This window comes from Syntrophothermus sp. (assembly GCF_013314835.1).
Classification (GTDB): domain Bacteria; phylum Bacillota; class Syntrophomonadia; order Syntrophomonadales; family Syntrophothermaceae; genus Syntrophothermus; species Syntrophothermus lipocalidus.
This window is the reverse complement of record NZ_JABUEX010000003.1, coordinates 49,665-71,689: the sequence shown is the minus strand read 5'-3', so window position 1 is coordinate 71,689 and position 22,025 is coordinate 49,665. Positions and strand designations below refer to the sequence as shown.

Annotated in this window: 20 protein-coding genes; all 20 read left to right on the top strand. The window is 51.0% G+C overall.

From position 1 onward, the window contains the following. Positions 1-6: 6 nt before the first annotated feature. The 20 genes from HPY90_RS02365 (at position 7) to HPY90_RS02270 (ending at position 21,978) form a co-directional block, all read left to right on the top strand. Entirely contained in the window at positions 7-1,530 is a 1,524-nt protein-coding gene (locus HPY90_RS02365; RefSeq protein ID WP_287190695.1) for a M1 family metallopeptidase, read from the top strand. Between the two features lies 1 nt (position 1,531). Further along, positions 1,532-2,008 (top strand): hypothetical protein, encoded by a 477-nt coding sequence (locus HPY90_RS02360; RefSeq protein WP_287190693.1) that lies wholly within the window; start codon positions 1,532-1,534, stop codon positions 2,006-2,008. A 59-nt stretch (positions 2,009-2,067) separates the two neighbouring features. Beyond that, complete coding sequence (gene argS / locus HPY90_RS02355) at positions 2,068-3,747, top strand: arginine--tRNA ligase (RefSeq protein WP_287190691.1); 1,680 nt, start codon at positions 2,068-2,070, stop codon at positions 3,745-3,747. Between the two features lie 12 nt (positions 3,748-3,759). Continuing rightward, positions 3,760-3,972, top strand: a complete 213-nt coding sequence (gene rpoE, locus HPY90_RS02350) for a DNA-directed RNA polymerase subunit delta (protein ID WP_013176459.1) — start codon at positions 3,760-3,762, stop codon at positions 3,970-3,972. A gap of 11 nt (positions 3,973-3,983) precedes the next feature. Further along, the gene (locus HPY90_RS02345) at positions 3,984-4,619 is read left to right on the top strand and encodes an MBL fold metallo-hydrolase (RefSeq protein ID WP_287190688.1); all 636 of its coding nucleotides are present in this window, start codon (positions 3,984-3,986) and stop codon (positions 4,617-4,619) included. An 85-nt stretch (positions 4,620-4,704) separates the two neighbouring features. Next, complete coding sequence (pyrG, locus tag HPY90_RS02340) at positions 4,705-6,321, top strand: CTP synthase (RefSeq protein ID WP_287190686.1); 1,617 nt, start codon at positions 4,705-4,707, stop codon at positions 6,319-6,321. Between the two features lie 127 nt (positions 6,322-6,448). Continuing rightward, entirely contained in the window at positions 6,449-7,522 is a 1,074-nt protein-coding gene (locus HPY90_RS02335) for a lipid II:glycine glycyltransferase FemX (protein ID WP_502707180.1), read from the top strand. Continuing rightward, positions 7,503-8,705, top strand: a complete 1,203-nt coding sequence (gene alr / locus HPY90_RS02330) for an alanine racemase (protein WP_273698605.1) — start codon at positions 7,503-7,505, stop codon at positions 8,703-8,705. Before HPY90_RS02335 ends, alr begins: the two co-directional genes overlap by 20 nt. Further along, on the top strand, positions 8,702-9,589 hold the full coding sequence (sppA, locus tag HPY90_RS02325; RefSeq protein WP_273698606.1) for a signal peptide peptidase SppA: 888 nt from the start codon (positions 8,702-8,704) through the stop codon (positions 9,587-9,589). Before alr ends, sppA begins: the two co-directional genes overlap by 4 nt. Positions 9,590-9,680: 91 nt before the next feature. Further along, positions 9,681-10,280, top strand: a complete 600-nt coding sequence (locus HPY90_RS02320; RefSeq protein ID WP_287190679.1) for a YIP1 family protein — start codon at positions 9,681-9,683, stop codon at positions 10,278-10,280. Positions 10,281-10,374: 94 nt separating this feature from the next. Beyond that, a complete protein-coding gene (locus HPY90_RS02315; protein ID WP_287190675.1) occupies positions 10,375-10,734 on the top strand; it encodes a response regulator in 360 nt (119 codons plus the stop codon). A 71-nt stretch (positions 10,735-10,805) separates the two neighbouring features. Beyond that, positions 10,806-11,660, top strand: a complete 855-nt coding sequence (locus HPY90_RS02310) for a class II fructose-1,6-bisphosphate aldolase (RefSeq protein ID WP_287190672.1) — start codon at positions 10,806-10,808, stop codon at positions 11,658-11,660. A 75-nt stretch (positions 11,661-11,735) separates the two neighbouring features. Further along, on the top strand, positions 11,736-12,380 hold the full coding sequence (gene fsa / locus HPY90_RS02305) for a fructose-6-phosphate aldolase (RefSeq protein WP_287190669.1): 645 nt from the start codon (positions 11,736-11,738) through the stop codon (positions 12,378-12,380). A 31-nt stretch (positions 12,381-12,411) separates the two neighbouring features. Then, positions 12,412-13,398, top strand: coding sequence for a class II fructose-bisphosphatase (gene glpX / locus HPY90_RS02300; protein WP_013176449.1), 987 nt, complete (start codon positions 12,412-12,414; stop codon positions 13,396-13,398). 54 nt (positions 13,399-13,452) lie between these two features. Then, entirely contained in the window at positions 13,453-13,911 is a 459-nt protein-coding gene (locus HPY90_RS02295) for a DUF2062 domain-containing protein (RefSeq protein ID WP_273698608.1), read from the top strand. Continuing rightward, entirely contained in the window at positions 13,908-15,164 is a 1,257-nt protein-coding gene (rho, locus tag HPY90_RS02290; protein ID WP_013176448.1) for a transcription termination factor Rho, read from the top strand. Before HPY90_RS02295 ends, rho begins: the two co-directional genes overlap by 4 nt. An 84-nt stretch (positions 15,165-15,248) precedes the next feature. Then, on the top strand, positions 15,249-16,097 hold the full coding sequence (locus tag HPY90_RS02285) for a peptidoglycan DD-metalloendopeptidase family protein (protein ID WP_287190662.1): 849 nt from the start codon (positions 15,249-15,251) through the stop codon (positions 16,095-16,097). Between the two features lie 211 nt (positions 16,098-16,308). Beyond that, complete coding sequence (locus tag HPY90_RS02280) at positions 16,309-17,040, top strand: Fic family protein (protein ID WP_287190659.1); 732 nt, start codon at positions 16,309-16,311, stop codon at positions 17,038-17,040. A 96-nt stretch (positions 17,041-17,136) separates the two neighbouring features. Then, a complete protein-coding gene (locus HPY90_RS02275) occupies positions 17,137-18,390 on the top strand; it encodes a radical SAM family protein (protein ID WP_287190656.1) in 1,254 nt (417 codons plus the stop codon). A gap of 330 nt (positions 18,391-18,720) precedes the next feature. After that, a complete protein-coding gene (locus HPY90_RS02270; protein WP_287190653.1) occupies positions 18,721-21,978 on the top strand; it encodes an S-layer homology domain-containing protein in 3,258 nt (1,085 codons plus the stop codon). Positions 21,979-22,025: the final 47 nt, after the last annotated feature.

The window sequence follows — 22,025 nt, the reverse complement described above, 5'->3', positions numbered from 1 at the left end:
GGCAACATGGTGCGAAACAAGCGGTTTTACCTGATGATACTCGCGGTGCTGCTTATAACGGGTGCCGCTGTTTTTGTTTGGAAGTATTGGCTTTATCACGCCGTAGGCCTGCTAAAAGGGGGAAACGGAGACGCATTCGGCCGAGGAGGCGACACTTTTCCTCCTACCGAGGAAACACGTTACAACATGGGCCTTTATCTGGACGTGTCAACACTGACACTATATGGAACTAGTGTTATCGAAACCGAAAACAACCTGGACGGCCCCCTTTCGGAGATGTACTTTACCTTGTATCCTAATGCTTTCGAGGAAAAAGCCTCTTCACCTGCGCCCCCATCGGCATACCGAAACGGGTTTGATCCCGGGTATATAAGGGTCACCGAGGTAAAGACTGATGGTATCCCTGCTTCCTATGAAGTTCAGGGCACGAAGTTGAAACTCACGCTTGAAGAGGCCCTGTCTCCCGGGCAACCCGTAAAGATCGAGATGGCGTGGAAGGTTAAAATACCGCAAGCAGCCTACCGCTTCGGTGCCTGGGATGGGGTGTTCATGTTGAGCAACTTCTACCCGGTTCTCACTGTTAGAAAGGGAGGGGAATGGCGGTTTGCCGAGGAGACCCCTTTGGGGGATCCGTTCTGTTTTGCTTGTGCAGACTACCTGGTGAAGTTGAACCTTCCGTCGGAGTATCAGGTGGTTTCAACCGGTCATGTGCTGGCGAGAGAAGCGGGAGCTGAAGGAAGGGACACGGTTCTTATTGAGGCCAGCCGAGCCCGCGACTTTGTAATCGCGGCAACCTGGCGTCACCAGCAGTTGGACACTAAGGCCATGAATATTCCGATCAGAGTGTATGTAAATCCGGGGTACGAAGACACGGGAGTGCAGGTTTTGAGTGAAGCAGAGAAGATACTCGAGTATTATGCCTGCTCATTTGGGTCTTATCCTTATGAGGAACTGGATATCATACAAGTGCCGATGGACGGTTTTCAGGGCATGGAGTATTCAGGGGTCATTTTTTTACAAGATCAAGTGTTGTCAAAAGCGTATTCCCCGAGCAGACGCGAGTTCCTGTTGGCTCACGAGATCGCTCATCAATGGTGGTTTGGGCTTATTGGAAATGATCAATCACGGGAGCCTTGGCTAGACGAAGGCCTGGCCAATTGGTCGGCAGGGCTTTATCTAAGGATGACAGGAAAGCAAACCGGCAGCGAGCAATCTGCGGGAATTAAAGCAGCGGACCTTTCCCGTTCCCTGACGGAAATGAGATCCAGAAGCGATTACCTGTACTCTGCTTACCGGGGAGGCGAGGCTTTCTGGAATGGGTTGGAAGGGGAGATAGGGACGGACAAAGTCGTCGGGGTCTTACGAAGGTATTTGGCCGAAAACAGGTACGGAATTGCTACCAGCGAAGATGTTCTGAGAGCCGTGCAGAACGAGACAGGAAAAGACATGACCCGGTATTTCTCGCAGTGGTTTCGAGACTGGCAGGAAAAAGCCCCCCCTGTGGTGAAAGTCAAAACAGGGGGTGATTAGTGTGGAAAACCTCGCTTTCATGTATACTTTGGTCAACAAGCTCTTCCTGGCCATTAGCGAAGTAATTGCGGAGTTGCCGGACGGGCAGCAGTGGCTGGAGCGGGTGATTGAGAGCTTATCTCGCCGGGTTTACTACGAGTTCGAGCGCGACTATTACAGCCGGGGGAATCAGGCGACGGACTACGCGCAAGCTTGGGTTAGGGTGTTGGGCAAACAAGGGTTTCTCAAAGAAAGCCACTATCGATTTGTACAAGAAGATGATGCAATAAACGTTTACATCGAGAACGGCACTTGTGCATATCGGGAGTACTGCCGACAGGCCAAAAGGGAAGGCACCCTGTTCATATGCCCGCGCATGACCAGCATTAAATGGATAATCGCCGTCAAGACGGGGCAACCTTATCTGATGGTGACTGAAGAAATCGATAACGAAGGGGTATGCCGGGGCAGGGTTTACCCAGAGGATTCTGGGAAATAATTGTATATAATCTTTGCTTAACCCCATAATATAATAATGTTTGTGGGAGGCATTGCAGCATGGATTTGGTAAAGAAGATTCAGGACGATCTGAGGCAGAAGATCGTGACAGCACTCGAAAAAGCGAAAACCGGAGGCAAATTTAACTACCAAGAGATACCTGCCTTTGTTATTGAGGTTCCGCGCGAAAAACAGCACGGGGATTACGCCTGTAATGTAGCCATGCTCTTGGCTCGACAGGCCCGCATGTCCCCAGTTGCGATAGGACAGGCCATTATAGATCTCTTGCCCCAAAATGATCCCCTTATATCAAGGGTGGAGGTTAAAGGGGCAGGATTTATAAATTTTTTCCTTAAAGAAGACTGGCTATTCGATGTGCCTAAAGTGGTTTGGCAAAGCGGCGAGAGTTACGGGCAACATAAGCCAGTAGGGAAGAAGGTTCAAGTAGAGTTCGTCAGCGCCAACCCTACCGGAGATCTTCACATGGGCAACGCCCGCGGGGGGGCTATCGGGGATAGCCTGGCTAATATTTTGTCCATGGCGGGATACGAAGTAGAGAGGGAGTATTACGTAAATGATGCCGGGAACCAGATTGAGCTGTTTGGACTGTCCCTGGAAGCGCGGTATTTGGAGTTGTGTGGATGTGAATTCCGATTCCCGGAAGGTGGATACGAAGGACAGGATGTCGTAGAGACGGTTCGGCATTTCATAGAAGCATACGGGGACTATCTGGTTGGGGCTAATCCATACGAGAGACGGCAGAAACTCACGGAATTTGCTCTGAAAGAGAAATTGGAAAGCATTAAAACTTCTTTAGAGGCTTTCGGTATAAGATACGATGTCTGGTTCAGTGAACAGAGTTTGCACGACTCTGGTAAAATAGAAGAAGTGACTGAGGAATTGAAAACTAAGGGGTATTTGTACCTGAAGGAAGGGGCCTGGTGGTTTAGAGCAGGAGAAGACTCTGGCGAAAAGGACGAGGTGGTTATTCGTAAAAATGGCCTTCCTACTTATTTTGCTGCGGACATAGCCTACCACAAGAACAAGTTTGAGCGAGGGTTTGACTGGGTTATCAACGTGTGGGGAGCAGACCACCACGGGCACGTAGCGAGGATGAAAGCGGCTATCGCTGCCCTGGGCTATGACCCGAACCGGTTAGACGTTATCCTGATGCAGTTGGTGAGGTTGTACCGGGGAGGGGAACTGGTACGGATGTCTAAGCGTACGGGGACTCTGGTAACCTTGGACGAGCTGCTGGAAGAGGTAGGGAAAGACGCCGCCCGGTTCTTTTTCGTAATGCGAAGTCCAGACAGCCACCTGGACTTCGACATGGAACTGGCTCAAAAGCAGAGCCAGGAGAACCCGGTTTACTATGTCCAGTACGCGCATGCCCGCATTTGTAGCATTATGAGGCAAGCTGAGAGGGCTGGCATTCTTCTGAAGAATCCGGATGAAGTTAACCTGCGGCTTCTGTGCCTACCTGAGGAATTAGAACTGCTACGCAAGGTAGCTGAGTTCCCTAACGAGATATCAATGGCAGCAGCAACCCTGAGCCCGCACCGCATCGCCCGCTATGTGCTGGACTTGGCCGGGATGTTCCATAGCTATTATAATCATCACCGGGTGCTGAACGAGGAGGAGAATCTGAGAGACGCTCGAATGGTATTGATGGAAGCTATAAGGCGAGTCGTCAAGAATTCTCTGAGTGTTTTGGGGGTTTCGGCCCCGGAAAGGATGTAGGGGGGACTAGCTTTGACCGCTAAGAAAAGCGAGGCAGATTGGGCTTACGAGGTTTTGCGAAACCGGGAAGGTCCTGTGTATTACCGAGAACTGGTGGAAACTGTATTACAGTTTATGAACCGGGAGATCAACCCGCGCAACATGGCCGCCGTTTATACCCAGATTAATCTCGATAACCGGTTTGGTTATATGGGAGATGGATACTGGGCATTGAAGGTCAGATAGGAGGGAAAACCATGAAGCTGACTTGGTACGGTCATGCCTGCTTTTTGATAGAAGGAAACGGGGTGAAAATTCTGACAGACCCGTTCGATAAGTCTGTTGGTTACCCTATTCCTCAGGTAACGCCGGATATAGTCACCGTCAGCCACGAACACTATGATCACAACGCTGTCGGCTCTGTAAAGGGTTCTTTCCTTGTAGTCCGGGGGCCAGGGCAACATTCAGCTAAGGGCGTCAAAATCAAAGGCGTTGCCACTTACCACGACCGTTCAGGAGGAAAGGAACGGGGGAAGAATACCGTTTTTGTCTTGGAAGTGGAAGGCATCAAAATAGCTCACCTGGGAGATCTGGGGCATGTACTGACTCCTGCCCAGGTTGAGGAGATAGGGAGTGTTGATGTTCTCTTAGTTCCGGTAGGCGGGACTTATACCATCGATGCTGATGATGCGGTTAAGGTCGTCAACCAGCTTGATCCGCAGGTAGTGGTGCCAATGCATTTCAAGACCCCTCATTGCCAAATCAATATCGCACCGGTCGAGGGTTTTTTGAAAAATTATGCTAAGGCTATGAAAAAGCCATATCTCGAGTTAACCGGCGTAGACCGTACGGGAGAAAAGCAAGTTACAGTCCTGGACTATTTCCAAAAATGAGGGAAGCGGGGAACAAAACCCCGCTTGCTTTTGGATTTGGAGGACGGTAGAGAGGGTCGCGAGTCAAAAAAAGGGGGAGCAGGAATTGACCAAGTTCATATTCGTAACAGGAGGAGTAGTATCATCGCTGGGGAAGGGAATTACGGCCGCATCGCTCGGTCGACTGCTCAAAAGCCGGGGATTGCGGGTTTCTCTCCAGAAGTTCGATCCTTACATCAACGTGGATCCGGGGACGATGAGTCCTTATCAGCACGGAGAAGTTTTTGTGACTGAGGATGGAGCGGAAACCGATTTGGACGTAGGACATTATGAACGGTTTGTGGACGAAAACCTGAGCCGTAATTCCAATGTAACGACCGGCCAGATATATAAGGCCGTGATTGACAAGGAGAGAAGGGGAGACTACTTAGGACAAACCGTTCAGGTGATACCCCATATTACCAATGAAATAAAGGAAAGGGTTATTCAAGTAGCAAAAGAGTGTTCGCCCGATGTGGTCATAACCGAGATTGGGGGCACGGTAGGGGATATAGAATCGCTGCCTTTTCTCGAGGCTATCCGCCAGTTGAAAAAGGATGTGGGCAAGGAAAACATCCTATATATACACGTCACTCTCATTCCTTTTATCAAAGCCGCGGGGGAACTTAAGACCAAACCGAGCCAACACAGTGTCAAGGAGCTCCGCAGTATAGGTATCCAGCCGGATATCCTCGTCTGCCGTACTGAGAAAAAACTTTCGCGAGAAATGAGGGCTAAACTGGCCTTGTTCTGCGACGTGGACGAGGAAGCGGTTATCGAGGCCCTAGACGCGTCGACCATCTACGAATTACCGCTCATGTTCCATGAAGAGGGACTCGATGACATCGTTCTCAAACGTTTAGGGCTATCGTGTCCCCCGGCTGACTTAGATGAATGGCGCCGGTTGGTAAGTAGCCTTAAGAACCCGTGCGGGTCGGTGCGGGTGGCTCTGGTAGGCAAATACGTGCAGCTTCCGGATGCTTACTTAAGTCTTATCGAGTCTTTACACCATGCCGGTATATATCACCAGTTAGACGTGGAAGTTAACTGGGTCTACGCCGAGGAGATTGAAGAGAAGGGCTGCGGCTGCTTAAAAGAAGCAGATGCGGTGCTCGTTCCAGGCGGTTTTGGAGAAAGAGGAGTGGAAGGGAAAATAAAAGCGGTCCAATTCGCGAGAGAAAACCGGATTCCTCTTTTGGGAATATGTCTGGGCATGCAGTGCGCCGTCATCGAGTTTGCCCGGAATGTCTGTAATATGGCGGGTGCTCATAGTTCCGAGTTCGCTCCTAATACGCCTTACCCGGTGATAGATCTTTTGCCGGAGCAAAAAGAGGTTCATGCCAAAGGGGGAACCATGCGCTTAGGGGGGTATTTGTGCCAGTTGGTGAAGGGAACTAAAGCCCATCTCGCCTACCAGGTAGACCAGGTAGTCGAAAGACACCGTCACCGGTATGAGTTTAATAACCGGTATCGAGAGGCATTAGAAGAAAAGGGCCTGGTAATTAGCGGGATTTCGGTAGCTAGGGATCTTGTGGAAATCATTGAATTGAGGGATCACCCGTGGTTTGTGGCTTGTCAATTCCACCCTGAATTCAAGTCCCGGCCAAACCGGCCTCATCCCCTGTTTCGGGATTTTATTCAAGCGGCTTATGCACTGAGGAGTCAAAAGAAGTACGAGCCGTGATCATATCATAGACAGCATCTTATGACACTGTGCCCACCTTATAAGGGGTGGGCTTTCTGATAATCATCGGCCAGAAGGAGAGAGTAGTGTGTACACAGGTCGGGTCGTAATAGACCGAGAAAAGGAGATGTTCGACGAATTTGTATCCCGGCACCCCAAAGGCCACATCCTTCAAACCTGGGAGTGGGGGCAGGTCAAGGCATTTACCGGTTGGAAGCCTCTACCCATGGTGTTGGAGCGGGACGGACAGGTAGTTGGAGCAATCTTGATACTGAAACGGCGGCTTCCAATACCAGGACTCGAAAGGAGCATTTTTTACGCGCCGAGGGGTCCAGTAATCGATGTGCGTGACCGCGAGCTTTTTGCGGCTTTGATAACAGAGGTAAGGAAACTGGCACGGAAACACAGGGCGATATTCCTAAAGATAGACCCGGATGTTCCGGCGAGCGACGAAGAGTTTGTCCGTCTTTTACGCGAAAACGGGTTTAAGAAGACGGTGACCGCAGAAGGGTTCGAAGGGGTACAGCCTACTTTTGTCTTTAGACTGGACATTTCTCCTTCCGAAGAAGAGCTTCTTGGCAGGATGAGTTCGAAAACCCGCTATAACATCCGGCTAGCTGTACGAAAAGGAGTAAAGGTCTACCCGATGGAAAACAAGGAGCAACTCCCCGTGTTCTACTCCATCTTGAAGGAAACCGCGGAGAGGGACAATTTCCTTATTCGCGGGTATGACTACTTCAGTACCATTTGGGATGAACTGGTACCGCAAGGCCTTGCCCGTTTTTTTCTCGCCGAATACGAGGGAAAGGTGATAGCAGGTACCTTAGCATTAAAACTGGGAAGCAAGGTATGGTACAGCTACGGGGCTTCCAGCAACCAACATCGCAATGTTATGCCTAATTATCTTTTGCAGTGGTCTATGATCCGATGGGCGCAACAAGAGGGATGTACGCTGTACGATTTTCGCGGGGTGTCCGGGGAATTGAGGGAAGATAACCCCTTGTATGGGTTGTACCGGTTTAAGAAGGGATTTGGCGGTGAATTTGTAGAATTCGTGGGTGAATGGGACAAGGTGTTCTCGCCTTTTTTCTATTGGCTGTGGGGTTGGGCCTTACCATTATACTACCGGGGGACAAGATGGATTATATGGTGGCGAAAACGCGGAGGAAGAAAACAGGGACATGCAACTTATGCCGAATAACCGCTGGATAGAAGTTGATATTGACGCGCTGGTTCATAACCTTGAAGCGGTTAGATCCTTGCTGAAGGAAAACACCCGCCTCATAGCCGTTCTCAAAGCTAATGCATATGGATTAGGAGCGGTGGGGACGGCACGGGTGCTCGCGCGGCACGGGGTAGACTATTTCGCCGTTACATTTCCTGAAGAGGCCTTCGAACTGCGAGAAGGAGGAATCAGTACCGATATCCTGGTATTTGCCCCTGCAGGCGAACGGGAGGCCGAGAAGGCCGTTGAGCAGGGGCTGACGCTGACGGTGGCGAGCTACAGGGACTACAGGATAGCGAGTAAGGTTGCCTCTCGCCTCAATGAGACGGTGAGAATTCACTTGAAAATCGACACTGGTTTGGGAAGGTTCGGGGTAACAGCAGACCAGGCTTTAGAGTTAGCCCGCTTAATACACTACGACCAGTGGCTGGTTTTAGAAGGGTTGTACACGCACTTTGCGGAGGCTGGGGCGCGGAGTCCAAAATTTACGCAGAGCCAGTTCGAACAGTTGCAGAAGACTGTAGATGCTCTAACCGGTAATGGTATAAGGCCAGCTTTAATACACTGTTGTAACAGTGCGGCTGCTCTTCGTTTCCCCGAAATGCACCTAGATGCGGTCCGGATAGGAACGTTGCTTGGCGGACAGTACCCGGCTGGACACGTACCCAACAAGATAAAGCTTAAAAACCCTTACCGGTTCAAGGCGAGAGTAACGGCGGTGAGGGAAATGCCAGCAGGCAGTTATTTGGGCTACTACCGTACCTATCGAACCAGGACAGAATCGAAGATAGCAGTGGTACCGGTCGGGTTCGCGGACGGATTGGGCCTAGAAGCGTTATCAAGGCCTGGAAGTTGGTTTGACCTGTTCAAGATAATCGCCAAATTGGTAGGATCATACTTGAATCTAAGCCGGTTTACGGTTAAGGTCAAGATAGGAAAAGACGAGTACCCGGTCAAGGGCAAGGTGTTCATGCAGTTTTGTTTGGTTGAGCTACCTCCGGATTTTCCAGTGGAACCGGGCACAGTGGTGGAGGTGCCGGTAAAAAGGACCTTAGCTCCCCGCGACATTCGTCGTGCATACATAGAGAACGGATGTTTAGTTGAAGCGGAAGGGGATGACGAAGGAGTCTTGGGTGCCAAGAGGGAGGTGGTGGAGTGAGGCAGAGGTTAGTGGTTGGCCTTATCGTGGCTTTTTGCTTAGCTGTGCTGGTGCTGGCAGTAAAATGGTCTCCCGATACTTCCGGGTCAGCGTCCAAGGTCGGAGCCGGGGGAGCAATCGGAGTGGTGAGGATTGAGGGCGTGTTGAGTGGGGCCAGCCAGGGGTACGGGGGAGCTACCCAGACAGAGGAGATTATGGAAGCTTTACGAGAGGCCGGAAAAAGGGACGACATAAAGGCAGTTCTAATTCGCATAGATAGTCCGGGAGGTAGTGCGGTAGCCGCCCAAGAAATCGCAAGGGAGATAGAGCGGCTAAAAAAGAAGGGGAAACCCCTGGTGGCTTCAATGGGAGATGTAGCTGCTTCCGGCGGATACTGGGTTGCTGCTAGCTGCGATGAGATATTTGCAAACCCGGCTACTACTACCGGCAGTATTGGAGTCATAACTGAGCAGGTAAATCTGGAAGAACTGTTCAGTAGAATGGGGATCGAAACTGAGGTAATAAAAAGTGGTTCATACAAAGATATGGGATCCATAACCCGAAAACTATCTCCTGAAGAGAGAAAATTGCTGGAAGAATTGGTTGATGATGTTTACCAGCAGTTTTTGCTCCAGGTAGAGAAAGGTAGGCGGGGCAAGATGAGCCCTGACGAGATACGAGCTATTGCAGATGGTAGAGTCATGACCGGAAACAAGGCTAAACAAATAGGGCTCGTCGATCACCTGGGCAACTACTACGATGCTTTGGAAAGGACAAAGGAACTGGCTAACCTGTCCGGAGAACCGCAAGTCATCGAGTTAAACCCACAAGATCCTTTTTCCAAGGTTTTTTCCCAGTTACTGAATTCAAAGGCTATTCTTCAGCCTTATCTGAGTATAAGATGAACTGCTTTCAAGGTTAGGAGTCGCAAGGCAAAGTCTAACACGGCAGAATATCAGATGGTCTTTTTGCATTCTTGGGGAAGGGGGGAGGAACTTGCGGGCACACGAATTAGTCTACGGGGTATTCTTTAACCCGGCTGCGACCTTTCGCTACGTGGGAGAGGAAAAGCCTCTCAGGCAGGTTTTTGCGATTTGGTTGGCGGCTTTGGGGTTCGGGGCTGTGGTCAGTTTCAGCCTTTTCAGGGGAAATGTAGTTTCTGGTTTGCCGCCGGATTGGAGTGTGCTTGCTGACCGTGTAGCCAATTTTTCTCTGGTATACGGGGTAGGGTATGTAGTGGTGTCGTTATTAATATGGTTTGTTTCGGCAGCGGTCTATTCATTGGCATCCGAAGTGTTGTACCAACGGGGAAACGGTCGAGGCCTGTTAGCAGCTTTGGCTTTGGCTAACTTGCCCAGCACTTTGGGGCCGGCCTTTCGGCTGCTGGGACGGGTGTTTGTTTGGGAGTCTTTGGTCATTTTGCTGGCGTTGGGAATATGCCTTTGGACCGTTGGCCTGCAAGTCGTGGCCCTGCGCGAGGCACTAAAGGTGTCAACATCACAGGCAATAATGTTGTGGGCTTTTCCCATGGTGATAACAGGGTTGCTTTTAGTGATAATGATAGTTCTGTTGGGGGTAGCGGCAGGGGGATTCTAGCCATAAGTGCCAATAAATGTATATAATGCTTTTAAGGGCGGATATCGAGTGTACGATACTCTCGATGAAGCACTAGCTTGGAGGGAGGAAAAGGATGGCTCGACGTATGTTGGTCGTCGATGACCAGAAAGGAATTCGCCGGCTTTTGGAGGAACTGTTCAAGCAGGAGGGGTTCGAGGTAACTGTCGCGGCTGACGGCAGGCAGGCTGTTGAGGAAGTGCGAAAAAGCATCCCCGATATAGTGTTGATGGACATGAAAATGCCGAATATGAACGGGATAGAGGCGTCGGAGGAAATACTAAACATAAGTGAGAATATACCGATTATTTTGATGACCGCTTACGGTGAAATCGAACTCGTAGAAAAATCCCAAAAAATAGGGGTTAGAAGGTACATTGTGAAGCCGTTTGATATATCTGTTTTGAGAGAAATGGTGGCCGAAGAACTCGGCTAGGCTGCACCGCGTTTCTTGTACATAAGTGGGCTTTGCGATTTACATAATATCACGTCAGAGAGGTGAGGATAATGGCTTTGGTACCTGTAGCTGATCTATTGGTACAAGCGGAGAAAGGGGGGTACGCGGTAGGCGCCTTCAATGCCAACAACATGGAGATCGTTCAAGCCATCATGGAAGCTGCTAGGCTTGAAAAGGCTCCGGTCATAATGCAGGCCAGTCAAGGAGCCATCCAGTACGCCGGGCTCGACTTCATTACCGGAATGGTGAAAATTGCGGCAGGAGACGAGGACATACCAGTAGCCCTGCATCTTGATCACGGTACCAGTTTTGAGCAGGTAATTCGCTGTATCAGAGGTGGATTCACTTCGGTCATGTATGATGGTTCAAAATTGCCTCTGGACGAAAACATCGCTATCACCAAAAAAGTGATAGAGATCGCTCGAGCCGTTGGAGTATCGGTGGAAGCAGAGTTGGGGAAAATAGGCGGTACGGAAGATAACGTGTCGGTAGACGAGCGCGAGGCAATGTTTACGGATCCTGAAGAAGCTCGGTATTTCGTAGAACAGACAGGGGTGGATTCGCTGGCGGTGGCCATAGGGACGGCGCACGGGCAGTACAAAGGCGAACCCCGTCTTGATTTCGACCGGCTGGCCAAAATTCGCCAACTTACTAATATACCAATCGTTCTGCACGGTTCATCCGGGGTACCGGACGATCAGATCCGGAAGGCTATCAGTTTGGGCGTGAGAAAGGTAAACATTGACACCAATATCCGGGAAGCGTTCGTAGGGAAGATGCGGGAGGAACTAGCCAAGAACGAGCGCGAAATCGATCCTCGGAAAATTCTCGGCCCAGCCAGGGAAGCGGCCGTAGAAATAATAAGGGAGAAGATAAGGCTGTTTGGAAGCGCGGGTAGAATTTAGAATTGAGAATTAGGGAAGAGCGTTGTTGGTTTTTGGCTGGCTGCTGTCAGGGTGAAAGAAAGGGGGAGTTTGGCATTGCGCATTTTTATCGATTCGGCCAACGTGGAAGAAATAAAGGAGATAAACGACATGGGGTTTTTGGCTGGAGTTACCACTAACCCTACCTTGGTTGCCCGGGAAGGAAAAGATTTTAAAACCGTGGTAAAGGAAATATGTGGTATAGTAGATGGACCGGTTAGTGCTGAAGTCATAAGCATGGACACAGCAGGCATGATAGCTGAAGCCCAGGAATTAGCGGCTATTCACCCGAACGTAGTTATCAAAATTCCCATGAGCGAAAGCGGGTTGAGGGCCATTAGATTACTGGCTGATAAGGGGATAAGGACTAATGCTACTCTGGTTTTTTCTCCAGCCCAGGCTTTGCTCGCAGCCCGCGCCGGGGCCAGTTTCGTCAGTCCTTTTATCGGCAGAATTGACGATACCGGAAATAACGGGCTGACGGTATTGGACGATATAGTGTCTATTTTCAACCAGTACCTCATCGACACCGAGATCATAGCAGCCAGCATAAGACACCCGGTACACGTGGTGGAAGCTGCCAAGATCGGAGCTCACATAGCCACGGTTCCCTACAACGTTATCAAGCAGATGGTAAGGCATCCTATGACAGACCTGGGTATAGCTAGGTTTTTGGAGGATTGGAAGAAGGTAAGGGCGTGAGGCCGGGTTACGGCAAGGGAGGGAAACCACAATGGAGAGGGAACTCGCACTGGAGTTTGTGAGGGTTACCGAAGCAGCTGCTTTATCCGCTGCTAGGTGGATGGGGAGAGGCAACAAGGACGCGGCGGATGAGGCTGCCGTCTCAGCCATGAGGGCAACTTTCGATACAGTTCAGATTGACGGTATTGTTGTCATTGGTGAAGGGGAAATGGATGAGGCCCCCATGTTGTACATCGGAGAAAGAGTTGGTATGGGGGTGCCTCCCATGGTCGATGTTGCTGTAGATCCGCTGGAAGGGACAAACATAGTGGCCAAGGGCTTAACCGGAGCTATTGCCGTGTTAGCAGTAGCGCCTCGGGGTACCCTGCTTCATGCTCCAGACATGTATATGGACAAGATTGCGGTAGGCCCTGAGTGCAAAGGCAGGGTAAGTTTAGATGCCCCGGTAAAGGACAACTTGAAAGAAGTGGCCAAAGCTTTGAATAAGAAGATATGCGAACTAACGGTGGTGGTTTTGGACCGACCCCGGCACCAGGAGTTGATAGAGGAAATCAGGATGGCGGGAGCCCGGATTAAGCTGATTACGGATGGAGACGTTTCCCCGGCAGTGGCGGCTGCTTATCCAGGATCCGGAGTCGATATATTGATGGGGATTGGCGGAGCTCCGGAAGGGGTTATTTCGGCGGCAGCCCTGCGTTGCTTGGGCGGCGACTTTCAGGGACGGCTTTGGCCGACAGAAGAGGCAGAGGTAGAAAGAGCTCGTAGCATGGGGATATCCGACATTAACCATTTATTCACTTTGGAAGAATTAGTACAGTCGGAGGATGTAATTTTCGCCGCTACTGGTATAACCGATGGAGATCTCTTGAAAGGAGTGCGGTATTCGGCAAGGAGAGCTCGAACCCACAGCCTGGTGATGAGGGGTACGTCCGGGACGGTAAGATACATTGTGGCAGATCATCAGCTTGATAGAAAACCGCTTTTCAAGGATAATAGAATTAAGGTATTTGAACCATAAAGAGATAAGTGAGGATGTTGTACTATTTCTAGGATCAAGCGCCTGCGTAAGTCGTTGTCAGACCTGCTGTTGCGCGTGTTTAAAAAGGAAGATGCGGCCCTACGAATAGCCGTGGGCTTCGCCCTCGGTTCCTGCGTGAATTTTCTTCCTACCATGGGATTTGGGCTTCCGATAGCTGTGGCAGTTGCGTTTATTTCTCGCACCAACATAGTGGCTGCTGTTGCTGGAGAGACTCTATTTAAACCGTTGTTTCCTGTAATGTTATACTTGAACTTCAAAGTGGGGGCGGCTTTGACGGGGAATTATTTGGGAAAGGTTTTCAGCTGGCCTCTTGAGTCGCCCCGCTTGGTCTTTCAGACTTGTTTAGCCTATTCCAAGGTTTTCGTGGTGGGACTGATTACCAACACAGTGGTGTTAGGAGCAATTTTGGTGGGGGTATTAGTGGTGCTCCTGTCAAAATATAGACAAAGAATTATTAGTTTGCTGTCAACCAGAGAGGAGGATATTGGTTGAACTTATCGGAACTGGAACAGAAAACCATGGTCGAGTTGTACCAAATGGCCAGAGAGCTTAATCTAACCGGGTACTCTCGCCTGCGAAAAAAAGAGTTAGTATTCGAGATAATGAAGGCGCTTACCAACTCAGACCAGCTTTTGGAAGCATCAGGAGTACTCGAGATTCTGCCCGACGGCTACGGTTTCTTGCGACCCTTTGCTTATCTCCCCAGCCAGGATGATATTTATGTTTCTCCATCGCAGATCCGCAAGTTCGATTTGAGGACTGGAGACCGGGTATCCGGACAGGTAAGGCCGCCGAAGGACAGTGAAAGGTTTTTCGCTTTGCTCAAGGTGGAGAAAGTTAACGGGTTTGCGGCCGAAGAATCTCCCCGGCGCTTGCACTTCGATGCGCTGACCCCGTTATACCCCTACGAAAAAATTAAACTGGAAACCACCTCCCATGAAATCAGTACCCGCATAATAGATCTGGTAGCTCCTATCGGAAAGGGACAGAGGGGGTTGATAGTTGCTCCCCCCAAAGCAGGAAAAACAGTACTGTTGCAAAAGATTGCCAACGGCATTATTACTAATCACCCGGAAATAATAGTATTTATTTTGCTCGTCGACGAGCGTCCAGAAGAAGTAACCGATATGCAGCGTTCGGTACAAGCGGAGGTAATAGCTTCTACCTTCGACGAGCCCCCTGACAACCACGTAAAGGTCGCGGAAATGGTGCTTGAGAGGGCGAAACGTTTAGTAGAGCATAAGCAGGACGTGGTTATCCTCCTCGACAGCTTAACCCGCCTGGCAAGGGCCCACAATTTAGTAATTCCCCCCAGTGGCCGAACCCTTTCGGGAGGGCTTGACCCCGCTTCGTTGAACAAGCCCAAGCGCTTTTTCGGTGCTGCGCGCAAGATTGAAGAAGGAGGCAGCTTGACTGTTTTGGCTACGGCTTTGGTAGAGACCGGTTCGCGTATGGACGAGGTTATATTTGAAGAGTTCAAAGGAACAGGTAATATGGAACTGGTCTTGGATCGAAAGCTGGCCGAAAGGCGGATTTTCCCAGCCATCGATCTCAAACGTTCTGGTACTCGCAAAGAGGAGCTCCTTCTTTCCCCGGAAGAGTTGGAACTGATGTGGAACTTAAGGCGGATGTTCAGCAATTACCAGACAACAGAAATAATGGAGATAATGATCGACACATTGAGAAAGACCAAATCGAATCGAGACCTGCTTCGAGCAGCCCCCATGGTGTTTGCCGATAACTAAAAAAAGGCCGAAACCGGTATAATCTGTGCACCGTTGGAAAAAATAAGGGTGATTGACCCTTATTTTTTTCTTCGAGGTGGAATTATGTTCCCAAAAGCGGGGAAGCTGGTACTTGTTTTGGCTCTGGTTTTAAGCCTGGCCCCAGGTCGCGCCCAGGCCTGGATTACCCGCGACGACTTTGTCCCTTGCGTGAGAAGCGGTACTTCTGCCGCTGACAGCGAAACCAGGTTGCACCGGGTAGCGAGGGGAGAAACACTGTGGGGTATAGCCCGCAACTTGGGCATCGACGTAGAAGTGCTGATGGCGATGAACGGTCTTGACGACAACAGCTTACTATTAGAAGGACAGCTGATTAAAATTCCCTACCGGCAATCAAGGTTACACCGGGTAAAGACAGGCGAGACCGTATGGAAGATTGCCCGCATGTATCAGGCGGACGTTAACGAAATCCTTAACGCTAACCGGATTACCAGGCCCGAACGCCTGAGAGTCGGTACAGTCCTCTTAATTCCGGGGAGCAAGTCGTATCCGATTGTCGCTCAAGCCTCTCGTGGCTTCATGACTTCTGCTCTGAGCTGGCCGTTAGTAGGAACCATTACTTCGAAGTTCGGGTGGCGAAGAACGGGGTTTCATCACGGGGTAGACATCGCAGCCAAAAAGGGAACACCTGTCCGTGCCGCGGACGCAGGAGAGGTGATATTTGCGGGGTGGAAACCTGTATATGGAAAGACCGTAATAATAAAACACCCAGGGAACAAAAACACACTTTACGGGCACGCCAGCAAAATCAAGGTCAAAAAGGGGCAAAAAGTGAGGCGAGGACAGGTGATAGCAGAGGTGGGAAGTTCGGGAGTAAGTACGGGGCCTCACCTGCATTTCGAAGTGTGGGTAAACGATGAGGTAAAGAATCCGCTGTTGTTTCTGGCACGCTGAAACTGGCCTGTAATAAAAGAGCCGGCCGCGACAGGTTTCGGTTCTTTTTTTTTGGGGTGCGCATGTCATGGGCGAGCGCTTACGGGTGGGAGACAGAAGGGTCAGTGTCATGTTAGTATTGATATGCATCCTATTGAACTCGACAAACCTAAAAACGGATTGTTTCCCTAGAAACAAATCCTTATACTTAGCCTTAAACCGGAGGGATTTGATGTTTGCCAAGATCGATGCCAAAAAGCGAAAGCTTGATGAACTGCGGCCTTTACCGCCGGGGACTCTCAAAAGCCTGCTTGAACAAGCGCGGCTGGAGTGGACTTATCATTCTAATGCCATCGAGGGAAACACTCTATCGCTCAAAGAGACACGCATAGTTCTAGAAGGAATAACCGTGGGAGGCAAGACCCTTAGAGAGCATTTGGAAGTCATCAATCACCAAGAGGCCGTGTTTTATTTAGAAGAATTGGTTCAGCAAAAAAGCCTTCTCAGCGAATGGGACATAAAAAGCATTCACCGGCTGGTCTTAAAAGGCATTGACGACTCCCATGCCGGAGTGTACCGCATGGAAAACGTGGTCATCAGCGGCGCAAAACACGTTCCTCCGCCGCATTATTTGGTGCAGGAGCAGATGGAGCACCTGATGGCTAGGTACCGAAAAGAATGGCGGGATATCCATCCTGTTGAAAGGGCTGCGTTACTTCACGGGGGATTTGTCAAGATACACCCGTTTCTTGACGGAAACGGGCGCACTGCCCGACTTTTGATGAACTTCGAACTGATAAAGGCAGGCTATCCTCCAGCCATCATCAAGAAAAGAGACCGTCTGAGATATTACGAGGCTTTGGACGAGGCACACATTAAAGGAGATTACCGGAGTTTTACCTTGCTTGTTGCCCGCTGCGTCGAAAGAAGCTTGGATTGGTGGCTGGAAACGCTAGGCAATTGAACCAGTTGTATTAGGATTAGCTCGAGGGTTATCTATGAAAGAATAAATAAGAGTGATAATTGGATAAGGTATGTGCGGTCGAGAGGAGAATCCTACATGTATTTGACTCTATTCGCAGATGAGAAGGGGCGTGTCTTCGAACACCCCCAGTTGCAGATGCTGGGGAGGACCGCTGATAGCTGGGCCCTTCCGAAGCGAGGAGAAATGATGAGGTTGCCCTCCGGTGCGTCTCTGGTAATGGTACCTCAGCATTACCCGGTGGGTTGGGACCCGGAGCAGGGTAAACCGGTCCTGTTGGAAGCGAACCCTTACTCTGGCAGGGGCAGGGTTTATGCTGTGGCTGCCCTTTTGCCGCAGGGATTTACGAGGACCTATCTTCCGGCCACGGTTGTGCCGACAGGGAAAAAGACCTTGCCCTTGCTAGGATACGCGGCTGTCGCTTTGAAAGGCGATGAAGTCTACGTGGCTGCGATTCAAACCGATGAACACCGCAAATGGCACCCCCGTTTCTACAACACCCCATCCCTGGAGAAGAGGATCGAAAAGCGGCTTTCGCTCCACTCTCACAACCGGATACTGCAGCACCTTTCGCACTGTGCCAAGCACTACAGCTGCTTTACCGCGCAGAACATATTCTACGAGCGCTGGGAAGGGGGAATACCCACGTCCCCGGCTTGCAACGCGGCATGCATAGGGTGTATTTCCGAACAGCACGGGGACGCGGTTTCACCCCAGGATCGGCTTGACTTCGTGCCGGAAGTAGAAGAGATTGTCGAGGTAGGGGTGCACCATCTGGAGCGAGCCCGAGAAGGCATAATAAGCTTCGGGCAAGGATGCGAAGGGGAACCTTCTCTGAATCATGAAATCTTGGCTGAAGCTGTAAAGGCCATGCGCAAAAGAACAGGCCGCGGCACCATAAACCTCAACACCAACGCCGGTTTTACTGAAGGGATAAAGAAGATAGTCGATGCCGGGCTGGACGCTATGAGGGTGACTATTTTTTCTTCCCGCCCGGAGAATTATGCTGTTTATCACCGACCTCGAGATTTCCAGCTCGAAGATGTAGAAGAATCTATCCGTTACGCCAGAAAAAAAGGCGTATATGTCTCCTTGAATTTGCTGACCTTTCCCGGATTTACCGACCGGGAGGATGAAATAAGAGCCCTTCTCGATTTCGTTACCCGAAACGGCGTAAGCATGGTCCAGCTACGGAACCTTAACCTGGATCCTGAACAGTTGTTCCCTCTTTTCTCGTGTTCTGGTGCCACCGTGGGTGTCAAAGGCTTGATCCTGGCCCTGCGTTCCGCCAAGGTCCGGGTAGGTTCATACACGTATCCCAAACCTAAGTAGCTAGAACTTGAGTGTAAGAGTTCGCAGCTGAGAAAAAAGGTCCCGGTGTTTTTGACAACATGACACAAAGCAAGATAGGAAATGCGCTTCCGCAACGAACCACGGACTGGCAAGTCGGCTGGCGCAAAGGGGTGGAAGTTTGTCAAAAATGTTTTGGATGAGGGAGGATTTTTTAATTGAAGTACGAATGAATGAATGTGGAGAATATATAGAAATCGGGAAGGAGATGCGGGAGAGTTGTTCTTGGAGTCGGGGGCTAGTGTATGTTTGCGTAGAAACGCTCTTTTTTTATGCGCCTTTGCGCTGATTTTTTTATGCGTTTTCAGCGGTATGCAGTATTCATCAGCTGCGAGTACGCCGTCTTTCGCCGATGTTTCACCGGATTCCGCGGCCTACCCGTACGCCGGTTTTTTAAGTGCCAAGGGGATCATTAAGGGGTATCCCGACGGGACTTTTCGGCCGTACGGGCCGATTACCCGGGCCGAGATGGCGGCGGTTTTGGCTAGAACCAGTGGGTTGTCCGGCTACCGCCCGGTATCCCCTACCTTCAAGGACGTGAATCCATCCTACTGGGCTTACGCGACCATCGAGGCTGCGGCCCGGTCAGGCCTGATCAAAGGTTATCCCGATGGAACCTTTCGTCCCCAGGCCGTGGTCCGCCGGGCTGAGCTCGCGGCTTTGCTGTTCAGGCTTACCAAAGAGAAGTCCTCCGATGCCGTGCTTCCGTCTGAGATAAAAGATGTTCCTCGCAACTACTGGGCAGCAAAGCAGATTGCGGCTGCCCTCGATTCAGGCATGATGGGATTGGTGAGCAAGAACAGCTTTGCTCCGGCTCAACCGGCCACCCGGGCTCAAGCGGCCAAGGGATTGGGAGTAGTGCTGACTTTGGCACCTGAGCATCGGGCAGTCATAATGGCGGCGGAGCTGGTTCCGGTCAAAGGGGATATCACCGTCGTTTCCGATGAAAAAGGGCAGCAGAAGATAACGAAAGCCATCACCTGCGGTAAAGGAACGATCATTAAGACGGGAGCCAATGGCGAGGCCAATCTCAAGTTTGCAGACGGCTCCAGCATACTTCTGAAACCAAACACCGAGCTAAATATAGTCGAAGCTAAGGGCCAGACCGTGATAAAGAAAGATGGGAGTCCCGGAGCGACGGTAGACAACCTGGAAGTAAAGCTTACCAAAGGTAAGATTTTCGGCGCCCTGGCAACCGCCTATTTCTTTCAACGGCAGGAACAAGAGAAAAAGGCAGGCAATAACCAGGAAACAAAGCTGAAAACGGGCAAAGATGAGCAAGAAGAGATGCCCTGGTGGAAAGAAGCCTCGGCCAAAAGAGTAAGGGTCAAGGTGGACATGCCCTGGGGCGTGGCCGGGATTCGCGGAACCTTCTGGTCCAACGAGGTTTCAGAGCATGGCCAGAGCACCAGCGTAGTCGATGGCGAAGCTCTGGTGACCGCGGGCGGCATTACCATAAAGGTATCCGAAGGCCAGATGGCTACCATACCTTCTCCAGGGGCACCGCCAGCACCGCCAGCTGCCATGCCAGCAGCCGAGGAGCAGGCTTGGCAACAGGTGCAAGCCTGGGTCCAGGAGACTGCCCAGGCTATCGAAAACAATACTCCAGTGGTAGAGACCCCGTTCCAGATAGAGCAGTTCACGGCCCAGCCGGCTCTGCCAGAGCAACCGCAGTCGGTACAGCGGTGGCAGCCCCAGACCCAGACGCTGTCGACCGCACCGACAGCTACCAGCATTGCGGCCGGCATTATGCAGTCTTTCAACCAGGCTACCTCGGGTGCGGGTACCCCGGTTACAACCACGCCGACGAGCAACACTTCTAGCTCAGGAGAAGATGGCGCTAGCAGCGGGACAGACGTTACCGCACCGGCAGTCAGCTTTACCGTCCCTGAGGATGGGAGCGGGTCAGTGCCGACCCTGGTTGCCCAGTTTACCTCAGGGGAGCAGAGCTACGTAAGAAACGGCGAGTCCTATTCGATGGGTACGGCCGCCTTAGCCCAGGATGAGCGCCTGTTCGTTCCCGTGCAGTATGCTGCAGATGGTCTCGGGGCTGACTTTTATTGGGACCAGCAACACCAGAGTATTAGATTTTATGATGGGTATAGGAACGTAGTCATGTCGTTGGGAAGCACTGTCATGGATGTTGATGGTGATGAAACGCAGATGGATGCTGCTCCTTTTCAAGACGGGGTAACATGGGTACCGATATATTGGGTAGCTTACGGTTTGGGATACAATGTCTTCGAATACGGAAATGGCAGCTACGATTGGGTTTTTGTTAACGAAATATGCGTCGACTTCTCCGAAAAGATTCAGGAGGGGAGCACTTCTAGCCAGATAAGCCTGAAGGAGAACAACAGTGAGGTTACGATTACAAAGCGCGTTATAGATAATCATCTCCTTATCATACCGGACAGCGGGTTGGTACCCGATACGCAATACGTTGTTACCGTTCCGTTCGGAGCAGTGCAGGACCTGGCGGGCAACAGTTTTGCAGGCATTTCGTACAGCTTTATCACCAGAAGTCCTCGGTTAAGCTGGTCGGTTGATACCCTAATGCAATTCGCGGATCCAGGGATAGGGGCAGCTAGGCTGGCATTGGACTCCAATGGTGATCCCCATATCATCTCCCTGGACCCGTTTGGAAATTACGAGTACCGTGTTGGTGTAAAAACGGACTCAGGATGGAACTGGAACTGGACAGTAGTAGACACGGTTTATCAACCATGGTCTGGGCTTGCCCAGCCCCTAAGTATTAGCGTGGGGAGTGACAATATTCGCCGGTTTGTGTACGCCCGCGATTCTGGCCTGGTATACGCGACCTTCGACGGCAGCGATTGGGTCAGTGAAACCGTTTATGACGAGGTATCGGTCAGCAATGTGGAGTTCGCTGACTTGGTCCTGGATACAGACAATAATCCTTATATCCTCTTTTACAGCCTCCCAACCGGACTGCGCTTGGCCTACAAGAGCGGCGGTAGCTGGGTTACCAAACTGGTGGATGACGATGGCAGTATAGTAGACGAAGATGGCAACCGCGCGGCTCTGGCGATTGACGGGTCTGGAAGGCTGCACGTCGCCTATCACGACCTTTCAAGCAATAGCCTTGTATATGCCTGGCGGGATATCGGGGACGAAAACGGGAATTGGGTCTATGAGACGGTATACACGACGGAAGATGGAACGGGATGGGTTCCGGATATAACGCTGGATCCCCTCGGCAACCCGCATATCAGCTTCGTCACCTGCGACGACAGCAGCCTGAACTACGCCTACAAAGAAGACGGGACCTGGCATATAGAAAGCGTGGGGGATTCGGCCGATTACGGGACCTGCATCGCTTTGGACAGCGCAGGAAATCCACATATTGCCTATATAAGTAGCGAGGGCGTTAAGATCAAGTATGCTACCCGCACGGCACAGGGATGGCAATCTCCTGGGTGTATTTCAGGCGGTTTAGGTGGTTTCAACTCTATCTCCTTAGCCCCAGACGGGAACGACGCTCCTCATTTAGTATATTGGAACTCTTCTACTGGCACCCTGAGTTACGCTATGGGTTCGATGAACTAGCTGCATAATCTCTCCGAAGATTTGGACGAGGGGAACGCTTCGCGAGT